12 protein-coding genes, 1 rRNA gene and 1 other RNA gene are annotated in these 16310 nt (G+C 71.8%); 4 read left to right on the plus strand and 10 right to left on the minus strand.

Features of this window, described 5'->3' with window-relative positions:
- Positions 1–87: ribosomal RNA gene (gene rrf, locus ACYU7H_RS05100) — 5S ribosomal RNA — on the plus strand; the annotation flags it as partial.
- Positions 88–186: 99 nt separating this feature from the next.
- On the opposite strand, the gene rpiA is transcribed toward rrf, so the two are convergent.
- From rpiA to ACYU7H_RS05135, 7 genes are all read right to left on the minus strand, one after another.
- On the minus strand, positions 187–849 hold the full coding sequence (gene rpiA / locus ACYU7H_RS05105) for a ribose-5-phosphate isomerase RpiA (RefSeq protein WP_460813082.1): 663 nt from the start codon (positions 847–849) through the stop codon (positions 187–189).
- A 49-nt stretch (positions 850–898) separates the two neighbouring features.
- Complete coding sequence (locus ACYU7H_RS05110) at positions 899–1366, minus strand: EVE domain-containing protein (protein ID WP_460813084.1); 468 nt, start codon at positions 1364–1366, stop codon at positions 899–901.
- The gene (locus tag ACYU7H_RS05115) at positions 1363–1983 is read right to left on the minus strand and encodes a 5-formyltetrahydrofolate cyclo-ligase (RefSeq protein ID WP_460813086.1); all 621 of its coding nucleotides are present in this window, start codon (positions 1981–1983) and stop codon (positions 1363–1365) included. The genes ACYU7H_RS05110 and ACYU7H_RS05115 overlap by 4 nt, the downstream gene beginning before the upstream one ends.
- 60 nt (positions 1984–2043) lie before the next feature.
- Positions 2044–2229: non-coding RNA, 6S RNA (gene ssrS / locus ACYU7H_RS05120), on the minus strand.
- Positions 2230–2294: 65 nt separating this feature from the next.
- Complete coding sequence (locus ACYU7H_RS05125; protein WP_460813087.1) at positions 2295–2597, minus strand: cell division protein ZapA; 303 nt, start codon at positions 2595–2597, stop codon at positions 2295–2297.
- On the minus strand, positions 2594–2848 hold the full coding sequence (locus ACYU7H_RS05130; RefSeq protein WP_460813089.1) for a TIGR02449 family protein: 255 nt from the start codon (positions 2846–2848) through the stop codon (positions 2594–2596). Before ACYU7H_RS05130 ends, ACYU7H_RS05125 begins: the two co-directional genes overlap by 4 nt.
- A 32-nt stretch (positions 2849–2880) precedes the next feature.
- Complete coding sequence (locus ACYU7H_RS05135; protein ID WP_460813090.1) at positions 2881–7485, minus strand: EAL domain-containing protein; 4605 nt, start codon at positions 7483–7485, stop codon at positions 2881–2883.
- Positions 7486–7610: 125 nt separating this feature from the next.
- Between ACYU7H_RS05135 and ACYU7H_RS05140 the strand changes: the two genes are divergently transcribed.
- Together ACYU7H_RS05140 and ACYU7H_RS05145 are read left to right on the plus strand one after the other, a co-directional pair.
- Positions 7611–8153: a UPF0149 family protein gene (locus ACYU7H_RS05140; protein ID WP_460813092.1), complete on the plus strand. Its 543-nt coding sequence runs from the start codon at positions 7611–7613 to the stop codon at positions 8151–8153.
- On the plus strand, positions 8153–9499 hold the full coding sequence (locus ACYU7H_RS05145) for an aminopeptidase P N-terminal domain-containing protein (RefSeq protein WP_460813093.1): 1347 nt from the start codon (positions 8153–8155) through the stop codon (positions 9497–9499). Before ACYU7H_RS05140 ends, ACYU7H_RS05145 begins: the two co-directional genes overlap by 1 nt.
- A 21-nt stretch (positions 9500–9520) precedes the next feature.
- Here ACYU7H_RS05145 and pepQ read toward each other — a convergent pair whose 3' ends face one another.
- The gene (gene pepQ, locus ACYU7H_RS05150) at positions 9521–10855 is read right to left on the minus strand and encodes a Xaa-Pro dipeptidase (RefSeq protein ID WP_460813095.1); all 1335 of its coding nucleotides are present in this window, start codon (positions 10853–10855) and stop codon (positions 9521–9523) included.
- A 10-nt stretch (positions 10856–10865) separates the two neighbouring features.
- Between pepQ and ACYU7H_RS05155 the strand changes: the two genes are divergently transcribed.
- Positions 10866–13529, plus strand: coding sequence for a bifunctional diguanylate cyclase/phosphodiesterase (locus ACYU7H_RS05155; protein ID WP_460813096.1), 2664 nt, complete (start codon positions 10866–10868; stop codon positions 13527–13529).
- A 14-nt stretch (positions 13530–13543) separates the two neighbouring features.
- Here the strand turns inward: ACYU7H_RS05155 and ACYU7H_RS05160 are convergent, their stop codons facing one another.
- Both ACYU7H_RS05160 and ACYU7H_RS05165 read right to left on the minus strand, forming a co-directional pair.
- The gene (locus ACYU7H_RS05160; protein WP_460813097.1) at positions 13544–13894 is read right to left on the minus strand and encodes a PilZ domain-containing protein; all 351 of its coding nucleotides are present in this window, start codon (positions 13892–13894) and stop codon (positions 13544–13546) included.
- The gene (locus ACYU7H_RS05165) at positions 13891–16266 is read right to left on the minus strand and encodes a DUF1631 domain-containing protein (RefSeq protein ID WP_460813099.1); all 2376 of its coding nucleotides are present in this window, start codon (positions 16264–16266) and stop codon (positions 13891–13893) included. Before ACYU7H_RS05165 ends, ACYU7H_RS05160 begins: the two co-directional genes overlap by 4 nt.
- Positions 16267–16310 lie beyond the last annotated feature (44 nt).

Consider the following 16310-nt stretch of genomic DNA (forward strand, 5'->3'; position numbering starts at 1 on the left):
ACCCGATCCCATCCCGAACTCGGAAGTGAAACGCAGCCGCGCCGATGGTAGTGTGCATCCGCATGCAAGAGTAGGTCATCGCCAGGAGCTTCATACCAAAAACCCCGCCCAAAAGGCGGGGTTTTTCCTTGGGCCGACGGTTTTTTAACGCGTCCCGGACAGATACTCCGGACCGCGCCGGGTTCCCTAGAGCAGTGAGGGGGGCTCCCCTCCGACGATGACGACATCGGCACGCCGGCGGGCGAAAAGCCCCGTGGTCACGACGCCGGGGATCTGCTCGAGCTCGCGCTCCAGCGCTTCGGGGTCAGTGATCGAAAGTCCGTGAACGTCGATGATCCAGTTGCCATTGTCGGTGATCACCGGGCTTCCGTCCTCGCGCTGGCGCCACACCGGCTGGCCGCCGCAGCGTGCGACCAGTTCCCTGGCCGCCAGGCTTCGCGCCATCGGGATCACCTCGACGGGAAGCGGGAACCGCCCCAGTACCGGCACCTGCTTGCTCGGGTCGACGATGCAGACGAAGCGTTCGGCGGCCTGCGCGATGACTTTTTCGCGCGTCAATGCCGCGCCGCCGCCCTTGATGAGGCACTTGCCCGGATCGCATTCGTCGGCGCCGTCGACATAGAGGGCGAGCGGCGCGACGTCGTTGAGCTCGAGTACCTCGATGCCGTGGTCGCGCAGCCGCCGGGTGCTCTGCTCCGAGCTGGACACGGTGCCCGCGATGCGATGCTTCAGGCGCGCGAGTGCATCGATGAAGTAGGCCACCGTCGAACCGGTACCGACGCCGACGATCATGCCGTCCTCGACGAAATCGATGGCCTTCTCGGCGGCCAACCGCTTGGCTTCGCTCATGGTTGCTCTTTTCCGATGCGTGGTTTGGTGGCGCGGTCGCGCCGGGGCGTCATTCGAGCGACAGCAGGTGCTTCCACTGCGCCGGCGTGACCGGCATGACCGACAGCCTCGAGCCGGTGCGCAGCAGGGCGAATTCCTCGCCGAGCGCGTCGCGGTGCTCGCGCAGCTCGGCAAGGGCGAGCGGCCGCGACAACGTGCGCACGTAGCCGACGTCCACGAGCTGCCAGCGTGGCTCCTCGCGCGTCGCCTTCGGGTCGAAGTACTTCGACTTCCGCTGGAATTGCGTGGGGTCGGGGTAGGGCAGGCTCGTGACCTCGCCGATCCCGTAGATCCCGGGCACCTCGCAGTTGGAGTGATAGAACAGCACGCCGTCGCCGGGCGTCATCTGGCGCATGAAGTTGCGCGCCTGGTAGTTGCGTACCCCGGTCCAGGGTTCGGTGCGGACCCGCTCGAGGTCGTCGATCGAGAAGTCGGTGGGCTCGGACTTCATCAGCCAGTAGCGCTTGCGTGCGGTCATCCTGCGCTCGGGTCTCCGGACCGGGCGCGCGTGCCCGGCGTGAACAGATGGGTTGCCCGCTCCGTGCAGACCGCATCGACAGGCACGTCCCAGGGGCGTGCCTCGAGGTCGTCGACCTGTTGCGTGGCGAACGCGGCGCCGACCAGCCAGGGCGGGGCGGGCGCGTCGAGTCTCCCGGCGAACGTGCGATCGTACCAGCCGGCCCCCATCCCGAGCCGGTGGCCCCGGTCGTCGAACCCGACCAGCGGCATCACCACGAGCGTCATGGCATCCGCCGGGAGCATGCGCGAGGGCGGGAGGTCGGGCTCGGGGATGCCGAAGCGGTTGGCGACCAGCGGGTCGCCCGGACGCCATGGCGCGAAGCGCAGCCGGCCGTCCTCGTTCAGCACGGGGAGGCAGTAGGTGGCCTCGGCGGGCAATTGCAGCTGCCAGGCATGCAGCGCGATCTCGCCGTCCATCGCCCAGTAGCCCGCGACGTGGCCGCGTGCCGGCGAGAACGCCAATGAAGCCAGTCGCGCGGCGAGTGCCTCCGCGGCGGAGATCCGCTCCGCGGGTGGAATCGCCCGGCGGCGGGCGCGGAGTGCGCCTCGGAGTCCGGCGCGCGCGTCGTCTTCCATGTCACGTGCCCCCGCGGGAAAGAAAAATGCCCGGGCCGTTGCCGGCGCGGGCATCAGGGTGGGTCCTCCGCCATGACGATGCGTGCGAAACGACCTTGAACCCGGGGTTCAAGTGGGCATGCCTGGATGCCTTCGGGCTTCCCGCTTCACGGCGGACCTGCACACCCGGCATCCGCTGCATCCCCGTGGTCGTCATTAAGGGACAAGGCGAATGTTTGCGCACGCCGTCGGGCACGGCAGAGGACGCGGGCGAAGTATAACGTGCGCGTCGGGTACGCGGCCGTGCCGCCGGTCGCACGGCGCGGCCCGGTTCAGCGAGGGGCGTCGGGCGCCGAATCGAGGCTGCCTTCGATGGCGTCCAGCGCGCGACGCAACGCGCGCTCGCGATCGCCCTCGCGATCCTGCAACTGCTGCAGGTCGTGCGCGAGGTTGAGCGCGGCGAGCACCGCCACGCGGTCCAGCGCGGCCATGCGGTTGCCCGACCGGATCTCGCGCATGCGCGCGTCCAGCTGCCGTGCCGCGGCCAGCAGGCCGTCGCGTTCGTCCGGCGCGCAACCCACCGTGTACTCGCGGTCGAGGATGCGCACGGAAACCGGCTCGGTCGCCTGGCTCACGTGTTCTGCTCCAGCGACTTCAGGCGCGCGATCATCGCCTCGACCCGGGCCCGCGCCTGTTCGTTCTTGGCCAGCAACTGGACGCGTTCACTGGCCAGTTGCTCCTGCTGGTGGCGGAGGCTGCGGTTCTCGTCCGCCAGCCGCCGCGCGTGGGCCACGAGCGCGTCGACCCGGGAGGCGAGCACGCGCAGGCGCTCCACCGGGTCGGCGGCGTCGGCTCCGGTCCCGCCGGACTCCTTGGGCGCGTTCATGCCGGCACGATAGGGAGGCCGGCGGCCAGCGGTCAAGGCGCCGGCGAGTCGCTGGGTGCCAGGGCGGGCGCCGACCAGGTGCGGATCAGCGCGAGGCAGCGATGCGCCTCCAGGGGCACCGAGAGCCAGTACCCCTGGATCTCGTCGCAGCCGTGCTGGCGCAGGAACTCCACCTGGGCTTCCGTTTCCACGCCCTCGGCCACCACGTTCAGGTCGAGCGAATGCGCCATCGTGATGACCGTGCTGGTGATCGCCTCGTCGTCGGGGTCGCGCGTCAGGTCGCCGATGAATTCCTTGTCGATCTTGAGCGTGTTGATCGGCAGGCGCTTCAGGTAGGCGAGCGACGAGTAGCCCGTGCCGAAGTCATCGATCGCCAGCGACACGCCGAGCTTCCGGAAGGCCTGCAGGGTCGTCATGGTGCTCTCGGCATTCGCCATGATGACGCTCTCGGTGAGTTCCAGCTCCAGCCGGTCCGGCGGGATCCCGGTGTCCTCGAGCACCCGGGCCACCACGCTGGGCAAGTCGCCGCGCAGGAGCTGCAGCGCGGACACGTTGACGGCCATGGAGACATCCTCCAGGCCATGCAGTCGCCAGCGCTTGAGGGTGTGGCACGCCTCGCGCAGCGCCCACTCGCCGATCTCCAGGATCAGCCCGCTCTCCTCCGCCAGCGGGATGAACTGCGATGGCGGGATGTCGCCGTGCTCCCCGCTCGACCAGCGCAGCAGCGCCTCCACGCCGGTGATGCGGCCCTGGGGCAGGGAGAGGCGAGGCTGGAAGACGAGCCGCAGTTCGTCGCGATCGAGGACCTTCCGCAGTGCGCCCGACACCGTCGCGCGGTGGCGGATCGCCACGTCCATCGATTCGGTGTAGCGCATGAACGTGCGGCGTCCGGCGGCCTTGGCCTGGTACATCGCGGTGTCGGCGTGCTTGAGCAGGTCGGTCGGGACCTGGGCGTTGTCCGGGTACAGGCTGATGCCGATCGACGGGGAGATGGCGACGTCCTGGTTCTCGTCGATCTCCAGCGGCGCCTCGAAGGCGGTGATGACCTCCCGCGCGACCTTCTCGGCCTCCTCCGGCGTGGCGAGATCCTCGAGCACCACGGTGAACTCGTCGCCGCCCAGGCGCGCGACCGTGTGCTGCGTGCCCACCGTCTGCTGCAGGCGCGCGGCCGCGGCGCGCAGGATGCGGTCGCCGGCGGCGTGGCCCATCGAATCGTTGATGTCCTTGAACCGGTCCAGGTCGAGGAACAGGACGGCGATGCGGCGGCCCGTGCGGCGGGCGCGCACGATGGCCTGGGAGAGCCGCTCCGAGAGCAGCGCCCGGTTCGGGAGGCTGGTGAGCGTGTCGTAGTTCGCCAGGTACCGCAGTTCCTGCTCCGCGCGCTTCTGGTCGGTAATGTCGGTGAGCACCGCCACGTAATGGCTGCGCTGGCCGCCGGAGTCGTGCACCACGCCGCTGTGGATCCAGCACAGGAACTCGTCGCCGTCCTTGCGCTGCTGCCACATCTCGCCCGACCACCGGCCGGTGCGCTCGAGCTCCGCGCGCATCTGCGTGTAGAAGCCCGGGTCGTGCTGGCTGCTGTCGAGCAGGCTCGTCGAGCGGCCGACCACCTCGGCCTCGCCGTAGCCGCTCATCCGGGAGAACGCCGGATTCACCGCGACGAAGCGGAAGTCGCGGTCGAACACCGCCACCGCCTCGGTCATGCTGCGCAGGACCTCGCTGGCGATGCGGCGTTCGCGTTCGGCGCGGCGGCTGACCGTGATGTCACGCGCGGTGCCGGCGACGCGGCGGGCGCGGCCGGTCGCGGCGTCGCGGTCGACCACGCGGCCACGCGCCCGGACCCACAGCCAACCGTTCCCGTCGTCCTTGCGGACCCGGTGCTCGGACAGGAACAGCGGACTCTGGCCCCGCAGGTGCTGGCGCAGCCGGTCGCGCACCGTCGGCAGGTCCTCCGGGTGGATCTCGTGCTCGTCCTCGACGTCGGTGTGCACGTCGATGTCGGGCTTCGCGCCGGTCTCGTCGTCCGCGCGCATCCAGTGAAGTTCGCCGCGTGCCAGGTCGTAGTCCCAGAACTGCTCGCCCGAGGCCCACAGCGCCAGCTTGAGCCGCTCCTCGCGCTCCTGGATCTGGCGGAAGAAGCCGCGTTCGCGTTGGCGCCGGCGGTGCCATTGCCAGGCCGCGGCCGCGGCCACCAGCAGGGCGAGGAGCGCGTAGGCCGCAAGCGCGAGCGGGTGGCGCCAGGCGGGAGGCTCGACCTGCACGGGGAGCGACAGCGACGTGTCCGCCCACGCGTCACCGCGGCCCGCCTGCACCTGGAGCACGTAGCTGCCCGGCGGCAACCGGCTGTAGGTGATCTCGCCGCTGTACCCGTTGTCGATCCAGTCGCCGTCGAACCCCGACATGCGGTACCGGTAGCGCAGCGAGGCCGAGGGGTCGAAGTCGAGCGCGCCAACGCGCAGGCGGAGGATCCCGGCATCGCCCGGCACCACGATGCGACCGGGCTGCCAGAGGAGCGCTTCGCCCTCGGCGCCGTGCGCGCCGATCCGGACCGACAGCACGCGCACCGGCGGGATCGTGCCGGCGCGGGCCTGGGCCTCGGGCCGGAACAGGTTGAAGCCGCGCACGCCACCGAGCAGCACCCGGCCGTCGTCCAGGACGGTGGCCGCGCCGCCGTTGAACTCCAGGTCCTGGAGACCGGCCTCGAGCGGGAACCGGCGGATGCGGTTGGCCGGTACGTCGAAACGCAGGATGCCGTCGTCCGTGCCCATCCACAGCGTGCCCGCGGGCGACTCGGCGATGGAGAACACGGTCGGCGGCATCGGGCCACCCACGTCGCCCAGCAGGGGATGTTCGAAGCGAAGGCCCTGCGGGTCTTCGACCACGCGGCTGAGGCCCGCGTGCGTGCCGACCCAGACGGTGCCCGCGGCGCCCTGGTGGAGCGCCCGCACGAGGTTGCCGGACAGGCTGTGCGGATCGGCGATGTCGTGCCGGAACAGGCGCGTGCGATCGCTACCGGGGAAGTGGAGCCCCAGGCCGTCGCCGGTGCCGAACCAGACGCGGTTGCGGTCGTCGACCTGGATCGCGTGGATCGCCTGCACCAGCCCCCCCGTCCGGTGGCCCGTCCCGGGCACGGGGCGCACCTGCCCCGTGTCGGGGCGGAAGTGCAACAGGCCGTGCTGCGTCGTGCCGAGCCAGACGCCGTTGCCGCGCCGGTCGCCGGCGATGCTGCGCAGGTTCGGGGCGGGCATCCCCGCCAGGGGAATCGGCACCAGCGAGGGCGCGTCGGGGTCCAGCCGCATCAGGCCCCGCGTGGTCGCCATCCACAACTGGCCCCCGGGGGCGCGGGCGAAGCCCATCACGCGCAGGGTCGACGGCCCGCCGTCCTGGCCCGGGAGCAGGCGCGTCAGGTCCTCGAACTTGGCGTCTTCCGGCAGGAAACGCAGCAACTGGCCGGCGTCGGTCCCCAGCCAGACCCGCCCCGCGCCGTCCTGGGCGACCGAACGGATGCTGCTCTCGGCGATCGCACCCGCGCGCATGCTTTCCGGCAGGTGGACCGCGTAGGGAAACCGCGCGCCGCGCGGATCGGCGACGGCGATGCCCCGGAAGCTTCCCCCCGCCCACAGCTGCCCGCCGTCGTCGACCATCAGGGCGAGGATGCTGTTCTCGTGGAGGCTGGCGGGAATGGCCGGATCCTCGGCGACGAGGGTCACCTGGCCGCCATCCGGCGCCAGCCGGACCAGGCCCGATTGGGGGACCGCCGCCCAGAGCATCCCGTCCGGCGCCTGCGCCAACGCGACGACCGGGGCCCGGCGCCCGTCGGCGGGCCACACCGGGACCAGCGACCGGCCACCGTCCGCGAGCCTGTGCAGTCCATCGTCGCGGCCGACCCAGAGGCGCCCTTCGGCGTCGAGCAGCAGCGCGTTCACCTCGACCGCCGGGCCGACGCGTTCGATGCCGCCGCGCGGGCCGACGCGGTGCAGCCCCGCCGAACTCCCGAACCAGACCGCACCGGCGCGGTCCGCGACCAGCGCCTGCGCCCGCTGGGCGCCGGTCTTGGCGGGGATGCGGAGGACGAGGTCGCGCACGCCCGAGGCGGGCGCGAGGCGCTCGAGGCCGAGGCTCGTGCCGACCCAGACGTGCCCGTCGTGGGGCAGGAGCGCGCGCACGTGCTCCGCGCCCGGGGAAGCCGCGCCGGGATAGGTCCGGAAGGTGCCGGAGCGCAGGTCCAGCCGCGTGACGTACTGGGAATACGTGCCGATCCAGAGGACCCCGTCGTCCGAGGTCGCCAGGGCGGTCACGAAACTGTCGGGCAGGCCGCCGAGCCGGCGCGGGTCATGCCGGAACGGCTGGAAGCGTTGGCCGTCGTAACGATGCAGGCCGCCCTGGGTGCCGACCCACACGAAGCCGTGCGCGTCCTGCGCGAGCGAGGTCACGGTGTTCTGGGCGAGCCCCTGCTCGCTCCCGAGCCGTTCGAAGAAGAATTCCCGGACGTCGGCCCGCGCGGGGGCGGCCATGGCCAGCATCGCGAAGAGGACGGCAAGCAGGACGGCAGGCACCGCGCCCGGCGCGCGGATCACGCCCGGGGATCGCGCGTGCCTGCGGATCCGGGCGTCGATGGCGGAAGCGGAATCACCCACGGGCACCGCGTCGCGGTCGAATACCGCGGAAGTTTAGGCATGCGGACTCGCCGGCAGCAACACGCGCGGCGGTAAACCGCGGCAGCGCGTTGCTAGACTGCCCACGGCCCATTCCAAGCGAACCCATGCCGCCATTGCCCCGCCAGGACGAGGTTGCCGACGCCATCACCGCCGCCGGCCTGTCCATCGATGCGTCCGAGCTCCACGGTGCGGTCTGCGGCTGGTGCGCGGGCGGAGGCGATGATGGCGACGGCTGGCTGGGGCGGGTGATGGCAGACGGCGCGATCGCCGATCCGGCCCCGGCGTCGGCGATCGGCCGGTTGCGCGACGCCACCCTCCGCCAGTTCGAGGACCGCGACTTCGGCCTCCAGCTGCTGCTGCCGCCCGAGGACGCGTCGCTCGCCGCGCGCAGCGGCGCGCTGTTCGACTGGTGCCGCGGTTTCCTCGGCGGGTTCGGGTTGGCGTCGGGCGCCGATGCCCGGCTCTCGCCCGAGAGCCGGGAGGCGCTCGAGGACCTGGCCCGCCTCGCGGCGGCGACCGCGCAGGAAGACGGCGACGCCGCGGACGAGGAGGCACTCGCGGAGATCGAGGAGTTCGTCCGCGTTTCGGCGTTGCTGCTGCACGGCGACTGCGTGCTGGCCGCCCGGCATCGGCGGGGCCTGAACTGATGGCCGCCGGGGGCGCGGGGACCGGCACCGGAATCCCGGCCACCCGGTACGCACGACGACGCCGGCAACTGATGCGCCAGGCGGGTGGCGACGCGATCGTCATCGTGCCGGCCGCGCCCGAGCGCGTCCGGAGCCGGGACACCCACTATCCCTACCGGCAGGACTCGGACCTCTGGTACCTGTCCGGATTCCCCGAGCCGGAGGCGGTGCTCGTCCTCGTGCCCGGGCGCGGTGCGGGGGAGTCGATCCTGTTCTGCCGCGAGCGCGACCCCGACCGGGAGGGTTGGGACGGGCCGCGCGTCGGGCAGGAAGGCGCCGTCGACGCGTACGGGATGGACGATGCGTATCCCATCGCCGACATCGACGAGATCCTGCCGGGCCTGCTCGAGGGCCGCTTGCGGGTCTACTACCACTTCGGTCGCGACGTGGAGTTCGACCTCAAGCTCATCGGCTGGGTCAACCGCGTGCGCGCGCAGGTCCGGCGCGGGGCGCAGCCGCCGCACGAATTCCTCGAGCTGGGGCACCTGCTCGACGAGATGCGCCTGTTCAAGGACCGCGACGAACTGAAGCTGATGCGGCGCGCGGCGTCGATCACGGTGGAGGCGCATCGCGCCGCGATGGCGGCGGTGCGCCCGGGCATGCGCGAGTACCAGCTGCAGGCCGAACTCGAGCGCGTGTTCCGCGCCAGCGATGCGTGGCCGGCCTACGGCAGCATCGTCGGATCCGGTGCGAACGGCTGCGTGCTGCACCACGTCGCCAACGACGGCCCCGTGCGCGATGGCGACCTCGTGCTGGTCGACGCGGGCGCCGAGTACCGGGGCTATGCCGCCGACATCACGCGGACGTTCCCGGCGAACGGCCGCTTCACCCGCGAGCAGCGTGCGGTGCACGACCTGGTCGGCGCCGCCCAGGCCGCCGCGCTGGCGCAGGCGCGCCCCGGCGTCCCGTACGGCGCGGGCCACGACGCGGCGGTGGAGGTGCTCACCGACGGACTCCTGCGCCTCGGCCTGCTGAAGGGCACGCTGAAGAAAGCGATCGCCGATGGCGCGTACAAGCGTTTCTACCGCCACAAGACCGGTCACTGGATCGGCCTGGACGTCCACGACGTGGGTGAGTACCGGGTGGACGGCGAGTCGCGCCTGCTCGAGCCCGGCATGGTGTTCACCATCGAACCGGGCCTGTACATCGGCGAAGGCGAGCGCGGCGTGCCGGCGAAGTGGCGCGGGATCGCGGTGCGCACCGAGGACGACATCCTCGTGACCCGGACCGGGCACGAGGTGCTCACGGACGGGCTCGCACGCAGCGCGGACGAGATCGAGGCCGCGATGGACGGCGGCGCGCGCTGAGCGCGCCGCGGGACACCGCCGTCAGTCCGCGGCCGCGAAAGCGTCGCGGGTGAGGTTCTCGGGGTCGCCGTCGGTGCAGGCGACATCGTCCTCGATGCGGATCCCGCCGAAGGGCCTGAACGCGTCCACCCGGTCCCAGTCGACGCCGGGGCCCAGGCCGCGTTCCTTCAGGTCCTCCAGCAGCAGGTCGATGAAGTAGATGCCCGGCTCGATCGTCACCACCATCCCGGGCTCGAGCGTGCGCGTGAGCCTCAGGTACGGGTGGCCCTCGGGCTTGGGAATCGTGCCCCCGCGGTCGGACGCGGCGAACCCCCCCACGTCGTGCACCTGCAGGCCGATGCCGTGGCCGATGCCGTGCGGGAAGAAGGCGCGGCTCACGCCGGTCTCCACGGCCACCTCCGGGTCGACGCGGATCACGCCGAAATCCTTGAGGATGCGCGCCATCGACACGTGCGCCTCCAGGTGGATGTCCCGGTAGTCGACCCCGGCGCGCACGCGGTCGCAGAGCGATCGCTCGGCGTCGTCCACCGCCTCGACCATGGCCTGGAACTCGTGCGACGTGTCCATCGCGTACGTGCGCGTGATGTCGCAGGCATAGCCGGCGTGGCTGGCACCCGCGTCGATCAGGAAGCTCCGGTGCTCGCGCGGCGGGACGCGGTCGCGCTCGGTGTAATGCAGGATCGCCGCATGCCCGTTGAGCGCGACGATGTTCGCGTAGGGCAGGTCGAAGGGATCCTGGCCGGCGGCCTGGCAATAGGCGAGGTGGATGCCGAACTCGCTCGCGCCCGCGCGGAACGCGCGTTCCGCCGCGCGGTGCGCGCGCACGCCTCGGGCGCTCGCGCGCCGCATCATGGCGATCTCGTAGGGCGTCTTCCACGCGCGGTGGAAGTCCAGGTAGTCGACGACGGTGGCCGGGTTGTTCGGTGCGAAGGCGCCGTCGGCCAGCGCGCTCTGCGGCTCGCCGAGGATCGCGCACCGGGCCGCGTCGGCAGGCAGGTGGCGGGCCACCTCGTCCGGCGTGCGGACGACCACGACGTCGAATTCGTCCACCCAGTAGCCGGCGGGCGCCTCCGGCACGGCGTGCCAGTAGTCGGCCGGCTGCAGGTACACCAGCTTCGGACGGTCGCCGGGCGTGTAGGCGATCCAGCTCCCGGGGTTCCGGGTGAGCGGCACCCACGCCTTGAACCAGGGGTTGACGGCATACGGATAATCGCGGTCGTCGAACGCCTGGTAGTGCAGCGTTCCGCTGGGGACGACGAGGTGGTCGAACCCGCCCCGCTGCAGCGCCTCGTCGGCACGGGCACGCATCCGGGACACGTGTTCCCGGTATAGGATCGCGGTGTCGGGGGTATCCATGGAGTCACCTGTGCGGGGGTCAAAGGATTCTGACCGATTCGCGCGCGACCTGCAGGTCGACTCCGAGTCGGCGGGACGCGCGCCGCTGGGCCTGCCCGCATGGGCATGGAGCCTGCTCGCGCTGCTTCTCGGCGTGGCGGCCACGGCATGGGCGGCGCGGATCCAGGCGGCGGGGCTCGACGCGGATCGGCGCGCGGCACTGGCGGACATCGCAGGCAACGGATACACCGCGCTGCAAGCGGAGCTCGATGCCTGCGCGCTGCTGGTGCGCTCCGTGCAGAGCGTGTTCCTCGCGTCGGAGGCGGTGACGCCCGGCGAGTTCGCGAACGTCTACGCGAACCTCCGGCCACGCGAGACGTTCCCGAGCCTGCAGGCCCTGGCCTACGCGAGCCGCATCCCCGAGGCGGGAGGCGAGGACCGGTACGTCACCACGCTCGTGGCGCCGCTGCCGGAGAACGCCGCGATCGAGGGGCTGGTGGTGAACACCCAGCCGGGCAACCTGGCGGCGGTGATCCGCACGCGCGACAGCGACCGGCCGGAACTGTCCGCGCCCTTCCGGCTCGCCCAGCTGGCCGGGTCGGGCCCGGTGGACGGCGTCACGCTGCGCCTGCCCGTCTACAGTCCCGGGCCGCCACCGGCCGACGTCGAGGAGCGGCGCGCGCGCATGCGCGGTTCGATCGCGGCCTCGTTCCGAATCCGGACCCTGATCGAGCAGGGCCTCCCGGCGGACGTGACCCAGTCGCTGCACATCGAGGTGCGGGACACGAGCGGCGAGGCGCCCGTCGTCCTGTTCGACTCCGACGTGGGCAACGACCATCCCGACGTGCGCGTCCGGTTCAATCGCGACCTCCACTTCGGTGGCCGGACCTGGCAGGTCGCGATGCACCCGGTGGAGGTGCAGCAGGCCGGCGTCGACTGGGGGCTGTGGATCCCCGGCCTGTCGGCCAGCGTGCTGCTCGCCCTGCTGGTATGGAGCGTGGCGACCACGCGCCGCCGCGCGCTGGAACTCGGCTGGCGGATGAGCCGGCGCTTCCGCGAGAGCGAGGAACGGTTCCGTGCCCTGAACGAACTGCTTCCGGCGCTGGTCCTGCTCGCCGAACAGGACGGCGGGCGGATCACCTACGCGAACGAGGCGGCGCGCAACCGCCTGGGCGACGGCGTGGTGGACGCCGAGCTGTCCTCGTTCTTCGAGGACGCCGCGGTCCGTCAGCGCCTCGGCCAGGCGGACCCGGCGATGTCCAACGTCGAATCCGCCCTGCTCAGCGCGAACGGCGACCGGTTCTGGGCGAACGTCTCGATCTCGCCGGTCGTGGTCGGCGGCAAGCCCAAGTTCCTGCTCGTGGCGTCGGACATCTCCGAGCAGCGGCAGCTGACCGAGCTGCTCACCTACCAGGCGTCCCATGACGCGCTCACGGAACTCTACAACCGCCGCGAGTTCGAGCGCCGGGTGGAGCGCGCCCTGGCCCGCGTGTCCGCGGGTGGGCCGCCGTTCGCGCTGCTCTACATCGACCTGGACCAGTTCAAGCTGATCAACGACACCTCCGGCCACATCGCCGGCGACCAGTTGCTGACGCAGCTGGCCGCGAACCTGCGGGAGCAGTTGCGCGCCGGCGACGTGCTCGCGCGCCTGGGCGGCGACGAGTTCGGCGTGCTCGCCGCCGACGTGCGCGACATCGACGGCGCCCGCCTGGTGGCCGAACGCATGCGCGAGCAGATCGACGGCTACGTGTTCGTCTGGGAGCAGCGCACGTACACCGTGACCGCGAGCTTCGGCGGCGTGCTGATCGACGATCCGGACGTCCACCTCAAGGAACTGTTCGCCCGCGCGGACACCGCGTGCTACATGGCGAAGGAAAGCGGGCGCAACCGGGTGCACTTCTACTCGGAGCAGGACGACGAAACCGCGCAGCGGCGCAGCGAGATGGAGTGGGTGAGCCGGCTTCGCTGGGCGCTCGAGGAGGGCCGCCTGCTGCTCGATTACCAGGAGCTGCGGCCGCTCGCGCCCGACGCCGATGGCGCGCCGCACATCGAGCTCCTGCTGCGGCTCCGCGACGAGCATGGGCGGGTGGTGATGCCGGGCGCGTTCATCCCGGCCGCCGAGCGCTTCGGCCTGATGCCGAGCATCGACCGGTGGGTGGTCGAGACCGCGCTGTCCAACTTCGATCGCCTGCACAGCGAGGGGGCCGACCTCGGCCTGTGCACCATCAACCTCAGCGGTGCCAGCATCGAGGACGAGTCGCTGGTCGAACTGGTCCTCGAGCTGATCGCGCGCCACGGCATCGAGCCCTCGCGCGTTTGCTTCGAGATGACCGAGACCGTGGCCGTGCGCAACCTCGCGCAGGCGAGCCACTTCGTGCAGCGCCTGCGGCAGGCCGGATGCAAGGTCGCGCTGGACGACTTCGGCGCGGGCATGTCCTCGTTCGGCTACCTCAAGAACCTGCCGGTGGACATGATCAAGATCGACGGCAGCTTCATCCGCGACCTCGTGAACGACCCCATGAGCCAGGCGATCGTCCGCGCGGTGACGGACATCGGGCACAAGCGCGGACTCGACGTGATCGCGGAGTGGGTGTCGAACGAGTCGCTGATCGAGACGCTGGTGGAGATCGGCGTCGACTACGCGCAGGGCTTCGCGCTGCACCGCCCCGAACCGGTCCTGTTCCAGCGCGGCTGAGCCGCGCCGGCGCGCTACTCGAACTGGCCGCCGGGCGCGTCGATCCAGGCCCGGAGGCGGACCATGTCGTCCTCGGGCACGGTGATGAACCGGAAGCCGCTCCACGCCTGCCCGGACACCCCCGCGGTTTCCTGCCAGAGCAGGTGCGCGCCCAGTTCGACCGGCGTTTCGCCCGCCTCGTCGCCCGGCAGGGTGAAGCGGAACTGGAACAGCGCGTCCTCCGCCAGCGCGGCGTTGGCCATCAGCAGCATCCCGGTTTCCGACAGGTTGCCCAGCCGCCCGACCACGCTGTCGGTCATCGCATCCACGACCAGGATGGTGTTGGCGACCTTGCGCCGCCGGCTCCGGCGGAACTCGTTGATCATGGCGCGGCCTCCGCCGTCCGCCCGCTGCTGGCGAAACTGCGCAGCGCGTTGAGCGCGCCGTGCCAAGCACGGTCGATCATCCGCCCGCGGTCCGCGTTGACCACCTTCGCCTGGCCCCTGGCGACCATGCGCGACAGCTGGTCGAGCGAATGCTCGGCGACGCGCTGGCCGCGGTGGTTGACGAACAGCGCGTTGTCGGTGACCGGGCTGTACCAGGACAGCCGGCGCCGGACCCAGTCGCCCTGCTGGTTCGTCGTGAACTCGAACCAGGTGCCGAACGGCAGCGTGCGCAGGTGGTCGTACGCGGCCTGCTCCTGCGCGCTGCGCGGGGGCAGCTTCGCCTTGGCCACCACCGTTTCCTCGCCCAGGCGCGCGCGCGCCTTGAGCTTCATCGCCAGTTCGGTGCGCGACGCGGGGTCGTCCTCGTCCTCGCCCAGGCCCGTCGCCAGGCGGCCGGCGATCGCCGAGGCCTCGTCGACGTGGTAGCCGACCTGGACCAGCGCGCCCTCGATCTGTCCGGCGAGGCGGGGGTCGGGCTGCGCGCCGTCGCGTCCGGCGGTGGCCACGATCTTCGACGTCGCCTCCAGCTGCCGTTTCCATTCCTCGGAATCCTCGCCATGGCGCAGGATCGTCAGCGTCAGGACGTCGGCCCAGGCCTGGTTGAGCAGCGCGCGCACGAACTTGGGCAGCCGCTGGTCGCGCACTGCGCCCTCGATGACTTCGGCGGCGCGGCGCTTGGCCAGCGCGAGCTTCTCCTTGCCTCGCGCCGCCTCGACGTGCCGGCGTTCCGACACCTCCGCGCGCCGCGCGACCAGCTGCAGCTGGTCCTGCAGTTCGCGGTTCGCGTCCTCGAACGCCGCGGGATCCTCCGCCCCGTGCCGGACGACGTGGTCGACCGCGCGCTCGATGTGGTTCGCGAGCTGCGGATCGATGTCGTCGTCGGTCATCCACGTCGCGCCGGACTCGGCGACGATGTTCAGCAGCTGGCGCGCCGGGTGCTGCGGCCGGACGAAGAACGCCCGGTCGCGAAGCGCCACCGACAGCAGGGGCGCCTGCAGGTCGGCCACCAGGCGGCGCGCGGTCGCATCCTTGCGGACTTCTCGGTCGATCTGGCCGAACAGCATGCCGAGCAGTTCGAAGGTGTCGCTGTCCTCGCGCGACAGCGACGCGGCGCCGCCGACCTGCTGCCGCGCCTGGGCCAGGACGGCCTGTCGGATCTCCGTGATGCCCTCGCTGCCCGCCGAACGCGAAGGGCGCCGCCGCACCGCGCCGAGGTTCCGCACCACGTCGCCGGTGGGAAGCGGCGTGCGCTCCCGGCCGCCGGTCTCCGGGCGGAGCTTCCCCAGCAGCTCGCGGCGACCGGACAGCAGTTGCTGGAGGAGGGCGAAGGCCGCCTTCTCGTCGAAGTCGCCGGAGGCGGGGTCGCTTTCGCCGAACCAGCCCGTGTGTGGCCGCTGTGCGTCGCGGCCGTCTCGCGACAGCAGCGTCCGCGTGCCCGTGGCACCGCCGTCCCGCCGCCGGGGGGGCGGCGCGGCTTGTTCCTCGCGCGGCGCGTCGGCGGGCGCGGGCGCCTCGACCTGCTGGGCACGGGGGCGCGCGCGGAACGGCACGAATGCGAGGCTGGGCAGCACCTGCCCCTTCGCCAGCAGTGCGTTCATCATGTCGGCCAGCTGCGCGTGGTGCTGCATCACCTGGCGATCGAAGGTGCGGAACAGCAGCAGGCGCGGCTCCAGGCCGATCTGCAGCGTGCGGCTCGCGCGGCGCAGCACCTCGCACAGCGCACGCGGGCCGACCGGCAGCCGCTCCGCGTCGAACGCGGGCGTGCCCGCCAGGACGCCGAACCGCTGGCCGAGCAGGTGCAGGGCCAGGCTGGCCCGGGCCTCGTGGCGCAGCGCGATCTCCGCGACCAGCGCATCCTCGTCCAGGTCCTGGTCGTCGACCAGGCTCAGGCTGCGGAACGGCAGGTCGCGCGCACCGCCATGCGCGCCACCGGGGCCGCCGTCGCGGATCCCGGCCAGGCCCGATTCCAGGCCGACCAGGTAGCTCGGGATCAGGTCCGCGCGGTTGAGCCGCAGCGTGCGCAACGTATCCAGGTGCACGGACTGCAGGCTCGGGTTGCGCGCGTGGTCGGCCAGGCGGAAGAGCTGCTGCTCGAAGTCGTCGAGCATGAGCGCGAGCTGGCGGGCGAGTTCCTCCGACACCATCGAAAGCAACTGCTCGAGCACGTCGCGGACGCGGCGTGGCAGGCGGGCGGTGGCGAGGGTCGTGGGCGTCGCGGGCCGGGCGTCGGCGTGGTGGGCGCCGGACGGACCGTCCTCCGGCCTGCCCTTGTGGTGCCTGGCGCTGCCTTTGGAATCGGGCGGAACGGGCATCGGGCGCTCGCGGGCCGGACGAGGGGTCCGGGACACGTTATTAG

The sequence above is a fragment of the Luteimonas pelagia genome (genome assembly GCF_054776035.1).